Genomic DNA, 20,667 nt, shown 5'->3' on the forward strand with positions numbered 1-20,667 from the left:
AGCGTTGCGCCAGCGCATATGCCGTGCTGGTGGCGGCATACGCTAGCAGCTATAATCAGAACGCTGGCTGCAGCCAGCGCTCTTTTCCTTGTACCGCGCCGTCCATGGAGGCACTGACGATGGATGAACACGAAGCGCCGCAGTATCAGGGTTCGCCGGAACTGTATATGTTTCTGGCTTCCACTGCGCACGATATGAAAAACTCCATCAGCGTCCTGAGTGGCACGCTGGAGAACCTGCTGGCGGGCGCCATGGCCGATGCTGGCAGCACGCGCGAGCAATCCCATCCCGATTACGCCCAGCTAGGGCAGATGCTGTACCAGACCAAGCGCCTCAACGACAACCTGATGCAGCTGCTGGCCCTGTACAAGGACGTGGGCAAGCCCGGTTATCCTTTCGAGCCGGTGGCCAACAGCATGGCGGAACTGGTGCAGCAGGTGGCCAGCCAGGCGCGCATCCTGCTGCAGTCGCGCGGCATCACGCTGGAACTCGATTATCCCGAGCACGCCCTGTGGACGCTGGATGAAGACCTGATCATCGGTGTGCTGGTACACGCCATTAACAACGCCATACGCTATACGCGCGACCGGCTGCGGCTGGCCATACGCATCGATGGCGACTACCTCGAAATCCGGGTGGAAGATAACGGCACGGGCTTCCCTGCCGTGATGCTGGAGGCGGGTGCCAGCGCCATGAACAATCAGCGCAGCGCCGTCAATTTCCTCAATAACAGCAGTGGTCTGGGGCTGTACTTTTCCAGCGAGGTGGCGAAGATGCACAGGCATCGGCAGCGCCACGGCAGCATCGCGCTGGAAAATGGCGGCACACTGGGCGGCGGCTGCTTCGTACTGCGACTGCCATGACGCCCCATCAGCTGGTTGCCACCAATGACGTAGACTGGGCAGAGAAGCGCTATCTGCTGGTGGATGATTTCGTCGGTATCCGCCAGCTGCTGCGCGAGTCGCTGCGCAACCTCGGCGCCAAACACATCGACCAGGCAGCCAGCGGCGGCGAAGCCATGGTCCTGCTGGGCAAGCACCGCTACGACGTGGTGCTGTGCGATTACAACCTCGGCGATGGCAAGAATGGCCAGCAGGTGCTGGAAGAAGCCCGTCTGCGCAATCTGCTGATGCCGAGCAGCGTGTGGCTGATGGTGTCGGCCGAAAAAAGCGTGGAATCGGTGATGGGGGCGGCCGAGCACCAGCCCGATGCCTACATCATCAAGCCGATTACGGAAGGCGTGCTGCTGACCCGATTGAACCGGGTATGGAACAAGAAGCAGATTTTCAAGGAAATCGATCACGCCTATGCGGACAAGGATTTCCTGCGCGCGGCCAAGCTGTGCGACGAGCAGATCGCCAGCAACCCGCTGCACGAAATCGAACTGCTGCGCATGAAGGCCACGCTGCTGCTGAAGAGCGGCGAGCCGGAGAAGGCCCGCCGCGTCTACGAAAAAGTGCTGGAAGAACGCGACTACAACTGGGCGCGCTGCGGGCTGGCCAAGATCATGATGAACAATGGCGAGGTAGCGGCTTCGCAGGCGATGTTCCAGTCGGTGATCACGGCCAACCGCTTCTACATCGATGCCTATGACCAGCTGGCGTCCTCCCATCTGCTGCAGGGGAATATCGAAGAAGCCTTCGGCGTGCTGGAAAAGGCCACCAAGATGTCGCCCAACTCCGTGCTGCGCCAGGTCACCTACGGTCATAGTGCGCTCAAGCTGGGGAATATTCCGGTAGCTGAAAAAGCCTTCCGCAAATGCATAGACATCGGCGAATACTCGGTGCGCAAAACGCCGGAAGCCTTCTTCGGGCTGGCCCGCGTGTGCGGCCAGAAGAACGATATCAAGGAAGCCCAGCGCCTGCTCAATGCCGCCATCCACCAGTTCGGCGGTGATCAGGTGATCCTGCGCGCCAAGATCACCGAAGGGCTGGTGTACCACGAGAGTGGCGACTACCGGCGTGCCCGCAAATCGGGCGAAGAGCTGGAGACCATGCTGGCCGATGAGACCAGGCAGCGCCCCGGCACGGACATCTGCATGGAACTGGCCACCCTGCTGTTTGCCGTGGGCGTGAAGGAGGCCGGCACTTCGCTGCTGTGTTTTGTCGCGCGCAACAACCACGACAACCTGCCCCTGCTCGATCAGGTGCAGGCCATCTTCGACAAGGCACGCATGGGCGAAGAGGGCGCCGAGTATATCAAGGCGGCGCGCAAGGAAGCCACCGATATGATGAATACCGGCGTACTGCTGTGGAAGACGGGCAAGCTGGACGAAGCGGTGGAATGGATGCGGGTGGCGCGCAAAGCCCTGCCCAACAATTTGCGCATACTGTTCAATGCAGCGCAGATTCTGATCTCGTATATGCAGCAGAATGGTCACGATGCGGCACTGGCCGATGAGGCGGTGACGGTGCTGATGCATGTCGATGCGCTGGCGCCGGGGCAGCAGCGCTTCGCCCAGCTCATGGAGCAACTGACCCAGCTGGCGCCCATGCAGGGCGTGGTGGCTGCGGCAGCGGCCAGTGAATTCGAGGCGGAGAACGGCCCCCTGCCGGAGTGACGATAGCGCGCAACAGCGGTGCTGGTGCGCTTGTCCGCAGCAGGTCAAATGATTACACTGAAATGCGGTGCACCCCGTCTGCGGCTTAATCTGCTGTCAATATTGAGGGCATATAAAGGGCATTAACTATGCGCGATATCGCTAAGGAAGTTTATTCGAAAATGAAAGTGGGCAGCGTGGCGTGGATACGCCCCGTCGCTGCCAAGGGCGATACGCTGGAGACTTTCCAGACTGCCCACGCCGGCGCGCAGGCACTGGAACAGGAAGGCCTGATCGATATCGAAAAAGTGCAGCGTCAGGCCGATGGCCTGATCGACGCGATCCGCATACAGCGGCTGGCCTGAATCTGCATCAGGCCAGACTCTCCCTTTAAACTTTACTGCTGGCCGCTTTCGGCTTGGCGGCTGCGCGTCTGGTGGCCGGTTTCTTCGCGGCGCCGCTGGCGGCAGGTTTGGTTTTGGCTTTGGCCGGTGCTGCAGCTTTGGCAGCCGGTTTGGTGGCGGCAGCTGGCACGGTGCTGGCCACGGCCTGTTTGAACTGCTCCTGCAGCATATTCCACCACGCGGCCGGATTGGCCATCGGTGCGGCGCCAGCATCGGCGCCCGCTGCAGGCTTGCTGGTGCTAGCGCCGGCCGCAGTGCTGGCCTCGGGCGCCGCCTTGGCCGCTTCCGCAGCTTTGGCCGGTTCCTGCGCGGCTGGCTTGTCCTTGTCGGCATTGCGCGCATGGTGGAAGAAGGCCGACACATAAGGGTTGGCATCGAAGATGGACTTGTCGCTGCTGGCCGGCTGCTGGGCCGCCGAAGCCAGACTGGCGCCGACGGATTTCAGCGTAGCGATGGTGCCGCGCTGGACTTCCAGCGCCTGTATGCTCCCGCGCAGCATATTCATGTTCACGCTGAGCCATGCTTCCACGGCTTTCAGGTCACTGATTTTCTTGTCCAGTTCTTCCACGGACAGCGTGGGTGCCGTGAGGCCGGGCACGCTCATGCTGCCCCACAGGTTTTTAACGAAATCGAGCGTATCGTGCATGACATTGGCGCCGGGGATGTTCGGCATTTGCGGATGGGTCATCGAATTCTCCAGTGGGTTCAGCGTTTAGCGTAGCAGATTACGGCTGGGCCTTCAAAAGGTTTTGACAACATTTCTACAGGGGCGCGCAGGCGCGCCGAACCAGTTAAACTAGCGCCATGAGCTTTGTCACCTTCCTACGTCAACGTCGCCGCCTGCTGCTGTTCTGCGTGGCCACGCTGGTGCTGCATGGTGTGGCGATAGACTGGGCCGGCAACCATCTTGCTGGCGTAGCGCCACGCCCGTCGCCGCTGCCGCCTTCGCTGATGACGGCGCAATTGCAACTGAGCCTGCCCAAGCATGTCGATACGCCGGAACCGGCGCAGCCGCAGGCTTTGCCGGCCCGCCAGCTGCCCGTGCGGCCACCGCCTTCAATCAGTCAGACCAGCCCAAACCCCGCTATCGCACCGCTGGCGCCTGCCCCCGCCGACGCGACTTCCGCCGCCGTGCAAGGCGTGCTGGCCGATGCGGCCAGCCTGGCCACGCCGGTGGAGGCGGAGCAGGCCGGCGCCAGCGCAGCGCAGACGGGGATGCCCGCGCCTATGCCGGCGCAGGCCGATGGTGCCACCCCGCTGACTGCACAAGTGCCGGAGCTGCTGTCGATGCGGCGCTACAAAGTCAATTTACCGCCTTCGGCCGATTTTGATATGGATGTGGCAAGGGTGGATGCCGATGGCACGCGCTGGAACGGTTCGGCCAATATGCGCTGGCATACCGATGGCAGCCAGTATCAGGCCTCGGTCGAAGCGGGCCTGAACCTGCTGGTGACGCGCTTGAACCTGCTGGTGATGCGCAGCGCTGGCAGCATCGACGATTACGGCATCGCACCTGCCACCAGCACGCAGAAACGCGCGCGGCGTGCAGAAACGGCTACCCATTTCAACCGCGATGCGGCCACCATTACATTTTCCGCTTCCGAACGCAGCTTCCCCCTGCTGGTGGGGGCGCAGGACATGACCACCGTGCCCTTCCAGCTGGGCGGCATAGGCCGCGCGGATGCCAACCAGTTCGCCACCGATATCGATATGCAGGTGGGCGAGGACCGCACGGCGAATATCTTCCGCTTCCGGCTGGTGGGCGAGGAAGAGCTGGAGACGGGGCTGGGCAAGATCAAGACCTGGCATCTGACCCGTCCCCCGCGTCCCGGCAGCTATACTTCCAGACTGGATATCTGGCTGGCGCCCTCGCTGAACTGGCTGCCGGTCCAGCTGCGCAACACCGAAGCGAGTGGGGCTCTGACCACTCAGACGGTTTCCCGCATCACGACTAACGTAACCGGAAAATAATATGCACCCATCGTTCCACCGTCGTCTGCTCATGCTGTGCGCCACCGCGCTGCTGGCCGCTGCGCCGCTGGCCCGCGCGGCCGAGGGCGAGCATCCCAGCGTCAAGCGGCCGTTCAACCTGCCGCCGTCGGCAGACCTGAGCTACAGCATCAAGGCCAAGCAGCGCGGCATTTCCCTGAACGGGACTGCCTCCGTGCAGTGGCGTGCGGCCGATGGCAGCTATTTCGTCGCCACGGAAAGTCGCGTCAGCCTGCTGGGCAAGATACTGGAGAACCGCAGCGAGGGCAGTGTCGACGACTACGGACTGGCACCGGTGCAGTTCTATGAAAAGCGCTTCCGCAAAGACCCTAGCCACACCAGCTTCAAGCGCGATGTCAAAACCATCACATTCAGCGAAAGCGACGACAGCTACCCGATCAAGGGCGGCGAGCAGGATCGCACCAGTATCCAGTGGCAGCTGGCGGCGCAGGCGCGCGCCACCCCGGACAAGTTCAAGGCGGGCAGCGAATGGGCATTTTTCGTCGCCGGCCGGCGCGATGCCGAGGTGTGGCGCTTCAAGGTGATGAAAAATGAGGCAGTCCAGATCGGCACGGGCGAGGTGAATGCCGTCCATCTGGTGAAGGCACCGCCGCCCGACGCGCAGGGCCAGCAGGTAGACCTGTGGCTGGCGCCGTCTATGGACTGGTATCCGGTGCGGGTACGCTTCAATGACGACGATGGCGACTTCGTCGACCAGACACTGGAAAAGGTCGTGCACAAGTAAGCTCCTGCTATACTGACGCCCCCGCAATCGGGACGGGTCTGCCCATGGAGTTTTCGCCTGCGGCGCTGTTCCGGTGTGAGTTGCGTACCAATTGATAAACAATGATAGAACCTATAACAAGCGAGACCACGCCTGACGGGGCGCTGGATCAGCAGCAGGATGGCCTGCAAGCCCACTTCAAACCGAATGTGTCGGTGGACGAGATCGAACAGGTCTACCACCTGAAACGCGCGCAGCCGTTGCTGCAGGTGTTCACGGCCCTGTTCCACGGCGGGTTTGATGGCGTGCTGGTACGACTGCTGGTGCTGCGCGAGCTGGCCTCGGATACCAGCTCGTCTACCTTCTCGCGTGCCGACATCAATACCCGGCTGGCCTATCTGCTGCCGGAAAGTCTAGAAACGGTGCTGATGCGCCTGCGTAGCAACCAGTTGCTGGCGTGGGATGCGCAGCAGGCCGTGTACCGCGTTACGCCTATGGCGCGCAATGTGCTGTCGGCCATCGACGGTCTGCTAGCGCTGGGTAACGACGAAGACGAAGCCGATATGGGTTTCTTGCTGTCGCAGGTGGCTGGTGCGCAGGTGATGGGCGGCGTGACAGTCGAACAGCTGCAGCATCTGCTCGGTCGTCTGGTCGATCTGACGGAAGAATTCTCCGACGCGATTGCCTCCGGCTCGGAATTCCGCCTGCGCGCTTCGCAGGCCAAATGGCATATGGCGTGCGACTGGGTGGAAAAGGGCTCGGAAATCCTGCGCGCCATTACCTCCGATGAAAACGCCGATGCCGCCACCCACCGTGCGGCGCAGGCCATCGGCCGCGCCCAGTCGGCGCTGCTGAATATGCAGGGTATGTTCTCGCGTGCGCTGAACCAGATCGAACGCCAGCGCGTGCATCTGGGCCAGTCCGGCCTGTCCACTACGGACATCAAGCGCTGGCTGCTGCTGCACGAAGATCTGGCCTCGCTGGCGATCGATGCGATCGATCAGCCGGTGGTGCCGCTGTTTATTACGCCGGCCGAAATGATCGACGTGGCGGAAACCGAACTGCTGGCCGACCGCGTCACCAGCGCTGTCAGCGGCGGCCTGCCGGCCGGTACCGATGCCCCGACCACGATTAGCGATGCGCCGCAGATGCAGCGCGAACTCGATGACTGGCTGGAGCGCCTGTCCGATTTCGCCGCCTTCGGCAAACAGGCCACGCAGAATCTGCCGCCGGCAGTCGATGCGTCGGAAGCCGCGCCGCAAGCGATGCCGGTACACGAAACCCTGCTGCCGGCTACCTTTGCCGTGGCCTCCTACCGCGCTTCGCTGCTGCCACTGCTGGGTGATGCCGACGAAGCACGCCTGCAGGGCGCTACTGCCGAACTGGCTCGCTTGCCAGTGAAATTTGCACCGACCGATGAAATGGTCGAGTTGCCCGATTTGCATGTGGCAGCAATGTCCATGGCCTCCCTCTCACTTATTCTGAATCCGGAAGGCGACAAGTCCGATGAATGACGATTCCCAAATTCTGATCGCCCGCCTGCTCACGCACCAGAGCCTGCGCCGCGATGACAAACTGGTCAAACGCGTGCTGTCGGATGAACAGTTCCGCGCCGAAGTCGATGCGCGTCTGCTGGCCACGGGCCTGAAACTGCTGGATAACGTGTACGCCGATCATGTGACGCTGGCGCTGCACCGTGCTATCGAACCGAAGATTTTCGGTGCGCGCGATATCTGGCAGAACAATAATTTCGGCCTGTCGCGCGACGGCGTGGCCCTGCTGGTAGTGCTGTGGGCGCAGATCATCTTGCCCAAGCGCGAACGGCAGGAAAGCCATACCCATGCGGACGACGACCAGAACGATATGTTCGGGGTGGAGAAGCCGCTGCCACGGGCAGAGGATACTTCCATCGGCATCGCCTACAAGGCGCTGCTGGCCGACTTCGGCGACAAGCTGGGCAAGAAAACCCGTCTCGATATGAATCTGGGCATACTGGCCAAGCTGGGCTTCATCGAGCGACGCGGCGACGTGATCGTGGAAGGTCCGCTGCTGGACCTGATGATGGACACCGACCTGCTGAAAGAGCGCATCATCAATGGCGCGCTGGCCGATGTGTTCAAGCGTTCGCCCGCGCAGATGATCCCTGTGCCGCGTCAGGCCGCAACGCCGGAGCCGGAAGCCGAGCCGTATGTCGAGCCGCATGTTGAACATGCCCCCGAAGCTGCCGACAGCGATAGCGCTGCCGATACCGAACTTCCCGACGAGAGCTAAGCCATGTTTCACATTAAATCGTTAGAGCTGGTCCACTGGGATTACTGGCAACGTATCAAGAATATTCCGCTGGACGCGAAGATCATCACCATCGCGGGCCAGAACGGTTCCGGCAAAACCACGCTGCTCGATGCGCTGCGCACCCTGTTCGGGCTCGATTGCTCGATGGGCCGTACCTACAAGCACTATGCCCGCCATAGCGGCCAGCAGACGGCATGGCTGCGCGCCGTGGTGGATAACCGCGCCGTGGGCAGGCAGCTGTCCAACCGTCCGTTCCGTAGCTCCGGTTTCTTCAGCGATGATGAAGTGACGCTGTTCTGCCAGATCCAGAAAAACGGTGGCGACTGGAAGCGTCAGTACCTGATGCGTCCGGGGAATGTGCAGATCGAAGACATCGGCGAAGTCGGCAACGACTGGCTCGGTGTGGAGAACTACCGCAAGCGTCTGGCCAGTGCCGGCCTGTCGCCCGCCATGGCCAAAGTGCTGGCGCTCGAGCAGGGCGAAACGGACAAGCTGTGCGAATACGCCCCGCGCCAGCTGCTCGATCTGGTGTTCCAGGTATTCGGCGACAAGGAAGTGCTGGACGCCTACGACGAAGCCAAGCGCCACCAGCGCGATACGGAAACGGAACTGAAACGCTTCGAGGCCGAGCTGGAATCGTCCAAGACCAATCTGGAAGGGTTGCGCCTGCGCGTGGCCAATTACCACCAGTGGGAGTCGCTCAACAAGGAACGCCGCAATCTGCAGGAAGAAGTGCTGCCGACGCTGGAGTACCACGAAGCGCGCGAGAAGCACGGCACCATCAGCCGCCAGTTGCGCGATGCGCGCAAGCCGCTGCTGCAGGCGGACCAGCAGCTGTCGGACAAGCGCAATGCGCTGGCCGCACAGGCCAAGGCGCTGAGTGACGCACAGCAGACGGAAACCGTGCTGGAACAGGAATCGACCGCGCTGCAAAGCCGCTTGACCCTGATTAACGGCAAACTCAAGCCGCTCGATTCGCTGCTGGAACAGAAGGCCCGCTTGCAGAAGCTGGCCGCCGATGCCGGTGCCGATCTGGCCGAAGTGGCGCAGCAGTTACAGGAAAAAGAAATCGAACTGGCGCGCCAGCGTATGGCACGCGATGCTATCGCCAGCAAGATCGCCGGCGAACAGGCCACCATTTCTGCGTTGCAGGGCAAGACTGCCATGCCGGAGCCGGAAGTGCAGCGCGCCATGCGCCGCGCCCTCAACGATGCAGGCATAGGCCACGCCATGCTGTCCGACATCGTCGAGGTGACGGATGCACGCTGGCAGGGTGCCATCGAAGGTGTGCTGGGCGGTTATGCGTCCGTGGTGCTGCTGGATAAAGCTTCCGATGCGTCGGCAGCCTACCGTCTGGCGGAGAAGGAGCGCTATCGCCACTTCATCGTGCCCGATCTGGTGCACGCGCCTAGCGTCAAGGATGACAGCCTGATGTCGGTGGTGAAGTTCTCAGCCAAAGTGCCGGCATGGCTGGTAGAACAGCTGACCCGTATTACCCGGGTTGATTCGGTCGATGCCGGCGCCAAGCTGGGCAGCCATGAAGAATGGATTACGCCGGACGCCTACCACCGCGAGCGTCGCGGTGGCCGTTCGCTGTTCGTGGAAGCTTCGCGTTACCGCTTCGGTTCCGCTGGCCGCACCCAGCGTATGGAAGCGATCCAGAAAGGCCTGCCAGCACTGGAAGCGCAGGAAGATGCGCTGACGCTGGTGGTCTCCAAGCTGGCCTCCGAAATCAGCGCGCTCAAGACCCGTCTGGCCGGTGTCGATGCGGCCAAGGAGCTGGCCGCACGGCAGGAAGAATTCGACGAAGCGGCGCGCAACGCCGTGCCGCTGCGTGCCGAGCGCACGGAAGTGGGGGCACGTCTGGGCGAGCTGCAGACGCTGATCAAGAATGCCGTGGTGACGCGTACCCGCGCCGATACTACGTGGCAGAACGCCCGCTTCGCGCTGTCGGAAGCGGAAGCCGGCATGCGTCTGAATAACCGCCGCCAGCTGGAACAGCGTAGCGAGCATGCGCGTGCGCTGCTGGCACTGCGCAAGAGCTGGCGCCACCTGCCGAAAGGCTGGAAGCGTTCGGCCCGTCGTCTGGCGCTGGCCGACGAGCATCAGAACACCCATCAGGTTCACCTGCGTATCCACAGTCTGGAAACCAGTCTGGCGCGCAGCGACTGGGAACTCGATGCTACCGTGATCGACCAGTACCAGCGCCTCAACGACCAGCTGCATGGCCGTCAGGCCGAGACGGAAGAGCGCCGCTACCAGAACAACCGCGCCATCGAAGCCACCGGCAATGCCCGTGGCGCCTACATGGAGCGGCTGCGCTACACCATCAAGACCTACGCCAAGAACATCAAGGAACTGGGCGAGCTGGCCGGCATCGAAGTGCATGCCGATCCGGTACGTCTGGAAAACGACGATATGCTGCTGGCGCAGGCTGGCCTGCATGTGCGCTTCAAGTTCGACGGCAAGGGCATCATCGGCATGAACGACGGCGAAGCGTCGGGCGGCCAGCAGGTGATGAAATCGCTGGTGCTGCTGATTGGTCTGCTGAAATCGGAAGATGGTTCGGGCGGCTTCGTGTTCATTGACGAACCGTTTGCCCACCTGGATATCCGCAACATCCAGCTAGTGGGCGAGTTCCTCAAGAACACCGACGCCCAGTATCTGATGACGACGCCGCTGACCCACAACACCGACGTGTACGATCCTTCCGAACTGACGCTGATCACCAGCAAAAAGAAGAAGGATACGGAATGGGCCCAGCCTATCTTCGTGCTGCAGCGCCGGACCGCCGAGGCAACTCAGGCCGCCTGATAGCAGGGTCTCGCCCAAAACAAACGCCCGGAGCAGTGATGCATCCGGGCGTTGTGTTTTGGGCCTCTAGGCCAGCGGGCTTACTTGATGTCGAAGATGTCGATAGGGCGGGGCACCGGCTTGGTGCTGCGGCGCCAGCGGATCAGCTGGGCCGAGAAATACAGATAGAAGCCGCCCAGCAGGCCAAACAGCACGGCAGTAACAGGCTGGCCGAGGAAGTCCGGATCGAGCGGCAGCTGGTTGTGCATGTGCAGATAGGCTTCGAACAGGCGGTAAATCAGGCGGCTGATGAACAGCATCAGCACCAGCAGGCTAAGGCGCCGGTTGGGCGTGTAGAAGAAGCCTTCCTTGGTATTTTCCAGCCGCGTGCTCTGCACGTTGCGGCGCCCCAGCAGCGCACCGATGGCAGCACCGGCCAGCAGGGCGCCCAGCGCTTCCCATTTGCCCAGCAGGGTGGCGGCGATCACGCCCAGACTGCCGGCACTGATCACGGCCGTGCTGTAGTGGCGCCACAGTTCCGAGCGGGTGCGCCCCAGCAGCGTCTTCAGACGGGAATAGATGCGCCACACGGCCAGAGGCACGAGCAGCAGCAGGGTGAGGGTGGTCATTTCGATATTCATTGCAACAGCGTCTTGAGTCAGTCGAGAAGCGCGATTGTACGCCAGTCCGGCCGCTTACTGCCTTGACAATCAATTCCGCCGTCAGCAAACTGGGCTTTAAGCTCTGCCGTTGCAGCCGCGCCGCCCCGCCATATTATCTTGGCGATAAGGAACACCATGAATCAAGCTTTACCCAAGCTGCCGCTGACGGCAGACCTGCTGGCCCCCGCACCGCATATGGCAGCTGCTGCCGACGGCTATGGCCTGCCGCCGCTGGCGCTGCAGCAGATCGTCGATGCACCGCGTGCGCCCTCCATGAGTCTGAGCCCGCAGCGTGACCTGCTGGCCGTGGTGCAGACCCCGGCCTTGCCCGGCATAGCCGAAGTGGCGCAGCCGGAGCTCAAGCTGGCCGGTCTGCGCATCAATCCCCGCATCTACGCGCAGTCGCGCTTTTCGTTCGGCACCGATCTGTCGCTGCTGGAAGTGGCAACGCAGAAGCCGCGCCGCATACGCGGCCTGCCGCGCAATCTGCGTCTGGCCGACATGAGCTGGTCGCCGGACCAGCGCTATCTGGCGTTTTCCCATGTGGCCTTCAAGGGCGACAAGGGCGCAGTGGAACTGTGGCTGCTCGATATTGCGGCCAACAAGGCGGCGCGCCTGTCGGCCCAGCCGCTATCGGCCGTGCTGACGCGCGGTTTCAGCTGGCTGCCCGATAGCAGCGGCCTGCTGGTGCACTGGCGACCTGCCGGCAGTGGCAAGGCGCCCGTGTCGGATGGCATACCGCGCGGCCCCGTCATGCAGGATAGCGATGCTGCTGCCGGTGTGCGCCAGCTGCGTACCTATCAGGACTTGCTGAAGAACGAGCACGATGCACAGCTGTTTGAGCACTACATCACCGTGCAGCTAGTGCGGCTGGATCTGCATGGCAAAGCCCAGCCCATCGCCGCGCCGGCCGCCTATGCGCGCACGGCGATTTCGCCCGATGGCCAGCACATACTGAGCCAGTGCGTGACGCGGCCGTATTCCTATCTGGTACCGGCGTCGAATTTCGGCGAGCGCATCGAAGTGCTCAATCTGGCTGGCGCCGTGCTGCATACGGTGGCCGATCTGCCGCTGGAAGAAGGCCTGCCGCCGGGGAATGACGCTGTTTCGGCCGGTGTGCGCAATGTGGGCTGGCGTGCCGATGCGGCAGCCACGCTGGTCTGGGTGGAAGCGCAGGATGGCGGCGATCCGGCCCGCGCCGTGGCTGATGGTGTGCGTGATTTGGTGTATCAGCATGCGGCGCCGTTCACGGCGGCGCCACAGGTGCTGGCGCGCTTGCAGATGCGCTATGCCGGAGTGGCATGGGGCCGTGGCGATGTGGCGCTGGTCAATGAGCGCTGGCACAAGACGCGTGATTTCCGCCAGTGGCGCCTGCAGCCCGATCATCCGGCCGTGGCAGCGCAGCTGGTGTATGCCGGTTCGTATGAAGACCGCTACAACAGCCCCGGTGCGCCCGTGCTGCGCGCCGATGCCCAGGGTTTTGCGCGCCTGCTGATAGGGGAGGACAACAGCATCCTGCTCGATGGTGCCGGTGCCACGCCGGAAGGCGACCGGCCTTTCCTCGACCGGCTGTATCTCGATACGCTGCACAAGGAGCGGCTGTTCCAGAGCGCCGCGCCCTACTTCGAGAACGTGGCGGCCGTGCTGAATCAGGATGGCACGCTGATTCTCACTTCGCGCGAAACCCCGACCGAGCGGCCCAATTACTATCTGCGCGACCTGCGCAAGCCGGATGGCCAGCAGCTGCTGGCACTGACGCACTATCCCCATCCGACCCCGCAGCTACGCGCAGTGCAAAAAGAGCAGATCCGCTACCAGCGTGCCGATGGAGTAGAACTGACGGCCACGCTGATGCTGCCGCCGGACTATGACGCACAGCGTGACGGTCCGCTGCCGCTGCTGATGTGGGCCTATCCGCAGGAATTCAAATCCACCGGCGCAGCCAGCCAGACCACCGGTTCGCCTTACCGCTTCAATGCCGTCAGCTACTGGGGGCCGGCCGCGTTTCTGGCCATGGGCTATGCGGTACTGGATAACCCGTCCTTCCCCATCGTGGGTAGCGGCGAGGAGGAACCCAACGACAGCTATCTGCCGCAACTGGTGGCCGATGCCGAGGCGGCAGTGGAAGAAGTAGTGCGCCGCGGCGTGGCCGAACGCCATCGCATCGCCATCGGCGGCCATTCGTATGGCGCTTTCATGACGGCCAATCTGCTGGCGCACACGCGGCTGTTCCGGGCCGGCATAGCCCGCAGCGGCGCTTACAACCGCACGTTGACGCCGTTCGGCTTCCAGTCCGAAGAGCGGCCCTACTGGAAGGCGCCGGAGGTGTATCAGGCCATGTCGCCATTTAACTACGCTGACCGCATCAAGGATGCGCTGCTGCTGATACACGGCGCCGAGGATGCCAATTCCGGCACCTTCCCCGTGCAGAGCGAACGCATGTTCCAGGCTATCAAAGGACTCGGTGGCACGGCACGGCTGGTGATGCTGCCGAATGAGGCCCATGCGTATCGGGCGCGTGAATCGATACTGCACATGCTGTACGAAACCAATCTGTGGCTGGAAAAATACGTCAGACACGCGCAGCCCTGAAACGCAGCAGGCGTACAATGAAGGCTACCCTGATGCAAGGAGAGTGTTCATGCTGACGTCTGCCGTAATGCCATCGCCGCTACCCTATTTGCCCGCGCTGCACCTGCACCGGGCGCCTGATCCTGTGCCGGCCGACGATCCCGCGCCGCCTGCCGTGCCCCATCCGGTGCCGCAGGATGACCCTGTGCCCGACCACCATCCCAGCTAGACGGGCCAGCCAGCCTGTCTAGTCGAAGGCCCAGTTGTACAGCACATCCAGCGCATTGTTGGTGCCGGTCTGGAATTGCAGGGTGATGCGCGGGTTCAGTTTGTATTTGAGCTTGACCAGGCTGGTGGCCGTGCCCGCACCCTGCTCGAAACTCAGATAGGCCCGTGCCGACAGCCGCTTGCCCACCGTGACCACGGTCGATTGCAGCCCTGTGGCCGATCCTGCGGCCGTACCGGCCGCCTGCTTGACGCCCAGTTCATCCACCCCTAGCGCATTGGCCAGCCGGCCCTGACCGCCGCCGAACAGGGCACCGGCCGCAGTGCTGAGCAGGGCCATATCGTTACCGCCCGTGCTGTCGATGCCGTGGCCCAGTACCAGCCATGCCAGCTTGTCGCTATCCGATACGTTGGGAGTGGAGACCAGCTTGGCAACGGGGGCCAGCGCCGTGCCGCGGACTTCCACGCCTGCTTCCACATTGGTTTCGCTCAGGGCTTCGCCTTCGGGGCCATGGCGCACGGCCAGAATGTTCAGGCCCGGATTATCGTAAGCGCCGCTGAAGTTGATTACGCCACGTTCGATGCTGAGCTGCTTGCCATAGGCGGCGTAAGTGCCGCTGACGACGCGGATGCTGCCCTGCACGCGCGGTGCGCGCCGTTCGCTGACGCGGATGCGCAGGGTGCCGGCCAGTTGCGCATTCAGGCCTTTGCCTTTCAGACTGAAGGCGTCGCCGAGGTCGGCCTCCAGATCGATATTTAGCGGCATGCCTTGCGGCGCTTTGCCTACAGCCGCACCACGGCCCAGGATGATCACGTCATCGCTCAGGGTGGGGGTGTTTTCGTTGGCCAGTTCGATGCTGGCCCGTTCGGCGCGGTATTTGCCTGTGAGCTGGAACTGCTTGGCGTCGCGCGTCAGGCTGCTGCTGCCGCTGACCACCAGTATGCGGTCGGGTCGGGCCAGCACTTCCAGTTTATCGGCCACCAGCTTGAGGTTCATGCTGGCCTGATTGTCGGCGTAGCGCATCCAGCCTTCGGCGCTGGCGCGGCCTTCCGTGCCGTCAAAGCTGAGGTTCTGCAAGGTCAGCTGGTCACCGCTGATGCGCGCCTGTAGCTGGCCGTTGCGTAGCTTGATGCCTTGTTCGGGTAGCGTCAGCGTCAGTTTTTCGCCATTCAGGTCACCGTTCAGCTGGGGCGCGGCAAAGCTGCCGCTACCGGCCACATTCAGTTTGAGCACGCCGTCCACTTCCATGCCGGGCTGTCCTGCGAGTGGTGCCAGCCACGCGATCGAGCCCATATTCGCGCTGCCGCTCAGGGTAAAGGGGCTGTGCTGGCTTAGATGGCCATCCACCAGCCGCGTGCTGGCGTCGAAGCGGGCCTGTCCGGCGCGGCTGCCATCGAGATTGAGCTGCAGGCGCAGATTGCCATCGGTGAGGTCGGCGCGCGCGTCGAGCATGCGCAGGCCCAGTGCCTGCGGCAGATCGGCGCCGGTAATGGTGAGGTCGCCCGATTCGCGGTACACCCGCAGCATGCCGTCCAGTGCCGGCGCCGCGCCATTGCTGGCTGCCTGCAGATTGAGCGACCATTCGGCACCGATATTCAGGGTGCTGCGCACAAAGTCGTGCCATGCCGGCGAGAGCTGGGCCAGATAGTTGACGGGTACGCCCTGCGCCTGCCCTTTGCTGCGCCAGCTGGCACCGTTTTTCTCTAGCTGGTCGAGCCGGATACTGCCATCAGGGAGTTGCAGGCTGGCGCTGCCCACGCTGATCTGCTGCGGATGCAGCAGGCCGGCCACGCCGCTATCACGTTCGGCTGTCACCTTGAGGGCCGCGGGGGCGGCCAGCGTGAAGCCGAAGCGGCCACGGTTCTGCAGCGTGTTGAGGGTGCCGCTCCAGCTATCGTTGGCCCAGCTACCGGCCAGCTTGACGCTGGCATCGAAGTCGCCGTTGCTGGCACTGAGCTGCAGGGTGTGGGCGCTGCGGCTACCGCTAGTCTGCAGGCGCAGGCGGTTCAGGCTGAGGGTGGGAGAGCCGTAGCGGCTGATGTCGATATCGGCCACCATAGGCACATCGCTGGTGCTCTCCGTGCTGCCCAGCGTAGCGCTGCCACGGATGCTGGCGATCTGGCGTGCGCCGGGCAGGTGCAGATTGCTGCCATCGAGCGTGAAGCTGAGGGCCGGTTTGGCGCTGGTGCCGGCCAGTACTCCGGCCGCCTGCAGCGCGCCGCCGAACTGGGGGCCTAGCGGGGCCAGTTGTGGCGCGGCCAGCTTCCATTCCAGTTTGTTGCCCGCTTTGCCAAAGCTGCCTTTGGCGCTGAGCGCCATGCTGGCCAGATGCAGATCGATATCGGCGTTGCTGATGCGCTGGCGGTCGGCCTGCAAGGTCGCGCGGCCACTCAGGGGCGCGCTGCCCAGCGTCGAGGGTTGCAGGGTCAGGCTGAGGGCGGCGCGCCAGTCCTGTGCCAGTCTGGCGTCGGCGCGGAAGTCGGCCTGTATGCTGCCGCTCTGGGCGCTGCCGAAGGCGGCCGGATCGAGCTTCTGCACCGTACCCTGCACGTTCAGTTCGGGACGCTTGCTGGCACCCGCCAGCGTGAGTTCGCCGCTGGCGTGTACTCGGCTATCAGGATTTGCGTGCTTGCTGGCGCTAAGCATCAGGCCTCGGGCATCGAGTTCGAAGCTGCTGCGCGGTGCGGCCATGCTGCCGCTGATGCTGCCGCTGACGCTGGCCGCGCCGCCGATATCGCTACTGAAGGCGTTCAGCTGCGGTGCTTCCACCAGCCAGCGTAACTGCTCGCCCGCTGCGCCGAAGCTGCCCTTGATGCTGGCGCTGTTCTGCGCCAGTTGCAGGCGCAGATCAACGTCGCTCAGGTGGCGGGCGTCGGCGCGCAGTTTGCCGCTGGCCGTCAGCGGGTGTCCGGCCAGCTTGCTGGCCTGCAGATCCAGCGTCGCACTGGCCTGCCATGCAGGCGCCAGTTTGCCGTCGACGCTGATGCTGCCATTCAGATCGGCCGCCGGCAGTTGCGGGCCCAGGGCGGCCGGATCGAAATGCTGGCTGCGCAGGGTCAGGGCGAAATCGCGCTGGCCCTGCAGGCTGGCCTGCCCGCTGACGGCAAGGCTGCCTTGCCTGGCCTGCAGGCGCGCCTGTTGCAGGTGCAGCTTGCTGGCATTGAGCAGGGCTTGCAGTTCCAGTTGCAGGTCTTTCTGTGTCAGTCTGGCCGTCAGCGTTTGCTGCTTTGCTTTGCCTTGCAGGCTGATGTTGCCAGCGAGGCTGGTGGCGTGCAGACTGCTGTGCAACTGGCGCAGATTGAGCTTATCCGTGTGCAGCGTGAACTGGGCGCTTTCCAGTGTGGCGGCGCCGTCCTTGTGTTGCAGCTTGCCGCCACCTGTGAAGCGGCCTGCAGCACCGAGGTCGATCACCACGTCGTCCAGGCTGGCGGTATTGATGCGGTCTTTCAGGCTGCCGTTCAGGCGCGCTGCCAGTGCTTGCAGGGGCAATGCCTGCTGGTCGATGGCGCCCACTTTGCCACGGTTGTACAGCGACAGGCGGCCGCTTAGCTGCTGCTGTGTGCTGAGACTGGCCTGCAGGTCCAGATCGAGCAGGGCTTGCGGCAGGCCGGCCTGCAGGGCAGCCGGATCGATGTGGCGGGCCTGCAGATTCAGGCTGCGCAAGGGGAAGGTGTCAAACGGGGCAAGGACGGCGCTGGCGCTGGCAGTGGCCCCAGCAGCGGCACTTGTACCGGCAGCGGCACCCGTAACAGCGGTGCGCGCGTTACCCGCCGCACCGGCAGTGCTGTTGTTCTGCAGGCTGGCCTGTGCCTGCAGCTTGAGCGCGGCCAGCGTACCGCTGGCGTCGAGACGCACGCTGGCACCGCTGGCGTGGGCCAGTGTGGCCCGCCCCTGCAAGGTAAAGGGCGCGCTGGCATCGAGTTTCAATTCCGCGCCGATGTCGCCATAGGCTGTGCTGGCGCTGGCCTGATGCAGTTGCCAGCGCTGCGGGCCTGCGTCGAGTTGCAGGTGTAGCTTGCGGATCACGTCCCGGCTGCCGGGATTGGTGCCTATCAGCGTCAGTAGTTCGATGCGGGCATCGGCCAGATGCAGTTCAAACGGTAGCGCCAGCGATGCAGGCAGGGTAGGCGGCGGGGATTCCTTCAGACTCTGCACGGTCAGTGCGGCCACGCGCAGTTCGCTGACGGACAGACCAGCCGAAAAATACTGCAGCGGCGACCAGTTGATATCGATCTGGTCTGCCGTGATGACGCTGTCTTCGCTGCGGTACACCAGATGGCCGATGTGCATGCGGTGGTACAGCGAGCCGGAGACATCGCTGACCGTAATCTGGCCGCCGCTGGCGTTGGCGATGCGCTGCACCAGCTGCTGCAGCGTGGTTTCGCGGCCCAGCAGCCAGAAGGCGGCTGCCAGCATGGCCAGTACCAGCAGGCAGCCGATCAGCAGACGGCGCGGCCAGCGACGCTTGCTGGCCGCAGGCTGCTCGGTGTCAGGAGTGGTGGGAGGCGTTGCGCTCATCAGAAATAATCAGAAAGTGAAGCCCAGCGAGAAGTGCAAGCGGTATTTGTGCACGGCGTGGCCATACGCCATATCGACGTTGATCGGGCCGACGGGGCTCTTCCAGCGCGCGCCTACGCCGTAGCCGGATTTCGGCCGCAGTGTGCTGAAAGTGTCGCTGGCATTGCCGGCATCGTAGAACAGCGCCGCGCCCCAGTTAGGGCGGAACCAGTGCTGGTATTCGGCGCTGGCGGTGGTCAGGTAACGCCCCCCCGTGATGGCATCGCCCACTCTTACACCCAGTTCCTGAAAAGCGTAGCCGCGTACCGACTGGTCGCCACCGGCGCGGAACAGATACACGGCCGGCACGCCATTCTTGCTGCGCGAAGCCAGCGCACCGGCTTCGGCGCGCAGGATCAGATTATCGCTGCTGCCCAGCGGCGCATACATCACGGCGCGCGCATAGCCGCGCACAAATGCTTCATCCGTCAGCAGCGGCAGCAGGGCGCCGCCCAGTTGCGCATTGAGGGCGTAGCCTTTGGTCGGGAACAGCAGGTTATCCAGCTTGCGCCAGGTGACGCCATAGGTGAGCGGCAGGCTTTTGCTGGTGCTGGAAGGGATGCCATCGAGCGTCTTGGTTTCCGTCAGCAGCTCGACCGACAGATTACGTTCCAGCAGCGGCGTGCCCCAGCTGCGCTTGGCGGCCACGCTGGCCACGCTGGTGACTTCACCGGAAATGTCGCTGCGCTCGAAGGCGGCGCCTATGCTGTCGTTATAGCCTTGCGGCGTAGTGGGGAAGTACAGCGTGCTATGGGCCGACTGCTTTTTGGTTTCCAGCGTCATCGCACTTTTCATGCGCAGGCCGAACACGGACAGGTCGTCATAAGTGAGCGAAGCACGGTTACCCGTGTTGGTACTGAAACCCAGACCGGCGCTGACATTGCGCTGCTTGTTCTCGACCACGCGCACCAGCAGGGGCAGGGGCGCCATGCTGCGATCACGGCTGGCCGGCGCTTCCGCTGCCGCCAGCTGCTCGTTCAGCATGGCGCTGCTATCGGCGCTGACTTCCACGCTGCTGAAGTAGCCACTATCCTGCAAGCGGGTCTGATAGGCCTGCAGCGCCGCTTCGTTGTAGTAGTCGCCGGGCTGGATCTGGTTCAGATTCGCCACCACCGAGAGCGGATAGCGTTTCAGCCCTTCCACCCGCAGTTCGCCGAAGCGCAGTTCCGGCCCGCTGTCGAGCACCACGTGCAGCAGCGCGACATGCTGGTCGGGATCGACGGTGGCGCTGCTTTCGGCGATCTGGGCGCGCGGATAGCGGCTCTGTACCACCTGCCGCAGCAGGCCGCGTTTGGCCTGTTCCCAGTCGTTCTGGCGGAAGATGGCGCCCTGTTTGAGGGCCCAGCTGGCCTTGAGTGCGACCGGATCGAACTGCAGGGCCGGCGCCAGTCCCGGCGCGTAGGCGAAGCCTTGCAGTTCCAGCTCGACTTCGCCCACCCGCACCGGCTCGCCCGGGCTGACGCGAATCTGCACGGTGGGGCGTTCACCGTCGCGCTCCAGCGTCGCGCTGACTTCGGGCGAGTAATAGCCTTCCGTGGCCACCAGCGTACGGATCTGCTCGGGCGCTACCCGTACCAGCCGCTGCAGCTGCTCCAGATCCATGCGCGGACTCTCGCGGAAGCGCTGCAGATCGAGATTCTGTTCCAGCAGCGTATCGAGCGGGGCCGGCGCGCTGATGCGCAGCGCATAGTCGAGCTGAGCCTGCGCGGGCAGGGCCATGGCAGCCAGCAGACTTGCCGCAGCGCACCGGCGGGCGCGGGCCCGCACCATATTTGCCACTACTTTTGCCACAACTTGTGCCAAAATTCGTGATCCTGCTGATAATTTTGCGGGCAATGCCGGTAGCATGAGATTCCATTGGGGGTAAAGCATGTTGCCATGTTACCGGATTGCCCCAGTTGATGGCGTAC

At 63.5% G+C, this 20,667-nt stretch carries 14 protein-coding genes; 10 read left to right on the top strand and 4 right to left on the bottom strand.

What is annotated here, in order from left to right; genetic code table 11:
• Positions 1-119: 119 nt before the first annotated feature.
• The 3 genes from GTP23_RS16490 to GTP23_RS16500 all read left to right on the top strand — a co-directional run bounded on the left by GTP23_RS16490 (position 120) and on the right by GTP23_RS16500 (position 2,904).
• Positions 120-863: a sensor histidine kinase gene (locus GTP23_RS16490; RefSeq protein ID WP_161036110.1), complete on the top strand. Its 744-nt coding sequence runs from the start codon at positions 120-122 to the stop codon at positions 861-863.
• Entirely contained in the window at positions 860-2,560 is a 1,701-nt protein-coding gene (locus GTP23_RS16495; protein ID WP_161036111.1) for a tetratricopeptide repeat-containing response regulator, read from the top strand. The genes GTP23_RS16490 and GTP23_RS16495 overlap by 4 nt, the downstream gene beginning before the upstream one ends.
• A gap of 128 nt (positions 2,561-2,688) precedes the next feature.
• Entirely contained in the window at positions 2,689-2,904 is a 216-nt protein-coding gene (locus GTP23_RS16500; protein ID WP_161036112.1) for a hypothetical protein, read from the top strand.
• A 25-nt stretch (positions 2,905-2,929) separates the two neighbouring features.
• Here the strand turns inward: GTP23_RS16500 and GTP23_RS16505 are convergent, their stop codons facing one another.
• Positions 2,930-3,631: a PhaM family polyhydroxyalkanoate granule multifunctional regulatory protein gene (locus GTP23_RS16505; RefSeq protein WP_161036113.1), complete on the bottom strand. Its 702-nt coding sequence runs from the start codon at positions 3,629-3,631 to the stop codon at positions 2,930-2,932.
• A gap of 116 nt (positions 3,632-3,747) precedes the next feature.
• Here GTP23_RS16505 and GTP23_RS16510 point away from each other — a divergent pair, with 116 nt between their 5' ends.
• The 5 genes from GTP23_RS16510 (at position 3,748) to GTP23_RS16530 (ending at position 10,762) form a co-directional block, all read left to right on the top strand.
• Positions 3,748-4,914: a DUF3108 domain-containing protein gene (locus tag GTP23_RS16510; RefSeq protein ID WP_161036114.1), complete on the top strand. Its 1,167-nt coding sequence runs from the start codon at positions 3,748-3,750 to the stop codon at positions 4,912-4,914.
• Between the two features lies 1 nt (position 4,915).
• The gene (locus GTP23_RS16515) at positions 4,916-5,677 is read left to right on the top strand and encodes a DUF3108 domain-containing protein (RefSeq protein ID WP_161036115.1); all 762 of its coding nucleotides are present in this window, start codon (positions 4,916-4,918) and stop codon (positions 5,675-5,677) included.
• A gap of 101 nt (positions 5,678-5,778) precedes the next feature.
• Positions 5,779-7,170 carry a hypothetical protein gene (locus GTP23_RS16520; protein WP_161036116.1) on the top strand — a complete coding sequence of 464 codons (1,392 nt, stop codon included), beginning with the start codon at positions 5,779-5,781 and terminating at the stop codon, positions 7,168-7,170.
• Positions 7,163-7,927 (top strand): hypothetical protein, encoded by a 765-nt coding sequence (locus GTP23_RS16525; protein WP_161036117.1) that lies wholly within the window; start codon positions 7,163-7,165, stop codon positions 7,925-7,927. The genes GTP23_RS16520 and GTP23_RS16525 overlap by 8 nt, the downstream gene beginning before the upstream one ends.
• Positions 7,928-7,930: 3 nt before the next feature.
• Positions 7,931-10,762 (top strand): ATP-binding protein, encoded by a 2,832-nt coding sequence (locus GTP23_RS16530; RefSeq protein WP_155436282.1) that lies wholly within the window; start codon positions 7,931-7,933, stop codon positions 10,760-10,762.
• An 80-nt stretch (positions 10,763-10,842) separates the two neighbouring features.
• Here GTP23_RS16530 and GTP23_RS16535 read toward each other — a convergent pair whose 3' ends face one another.
• A complete protein-coding gene (locus tag GTP23_RS16535) occupies positions 10,843-11,370 on the bottom strand; it encodes a CcdC protein domain-containing protein (RefSeq protein WP_229256124.1) in 528 nt (175 codons plus the stop codon).
• A gap of 168 nt (positions 11,371-11,538) precedes the next feature.
• On the opposite strand from GTP23_RS16535, the gene GTP23_RS16540 reads away from it, so the two are divergent.
• A complete protein-coding gene (locus tag GTP23_RS16540) occupies positions 11,539-13,995 on the top strand; it encodes a S9 family peptidase (RefSeq protein ID WP_161036118.1) in 2,457 nt (818 codons plus the stop codon).
• 49 nt (positions 13,996-14,044) lie between these two features.
• Positions 14,045-14,203, top strand: a complete 159-nt coding sequence (locus GTP23_RS22615) for a hypothetical protein (protein WP_202412248.1) — start codon at positions 14,045-14,047, stop codon at positions 14,201-14,203.
• 18 nt (positions 14,204-14,221) lie between these two features.
• Here GTP23_RS22615 and GTP23_RS16545 read toward each other — a convergent pair whose 3' ends face one another.
• Both GTP23_RS16545 and GTP23_RS16550 read right to left on the bottom strand, forming a co-directional pair.
• Entirely contained in the window at positions 14,222-18,718 is a 4,497-nt protein-coding gene (locus tag GTP23_RS16545; RefSeq protein ID WP_202412220.1) for a translocation/assembly module TamB domain-containing protein, read from the bottom strand.
• Positions 18,719-18,727: 9 nt separating this feature from the next.
• Positions 18,728-20,527: an autotransporter assembly complex protein TamA gene (locus tag GTP23_RS16550; RefSeq protein WP_161036247.1), complete on the bottom strand. Its 1,800-nt coding sequence runs from the start codon at positions 20,525-20,527 to the stop codon at positions 18,728-18,730.
• Positions 20,528-20,667 lie beyond the last annotated feature (140 nt).

This window comes from Duganella fentianensis, from assembly GCF_009857835.1.
In the GTDB taxonomy this organism is placed as follows: Bacteria; Pseudomonadota; Gammaproteobacteria; order Burkholderiales; family Burkholderiaceae_D; genus Rugamonas; species Rugamonas fentianensis.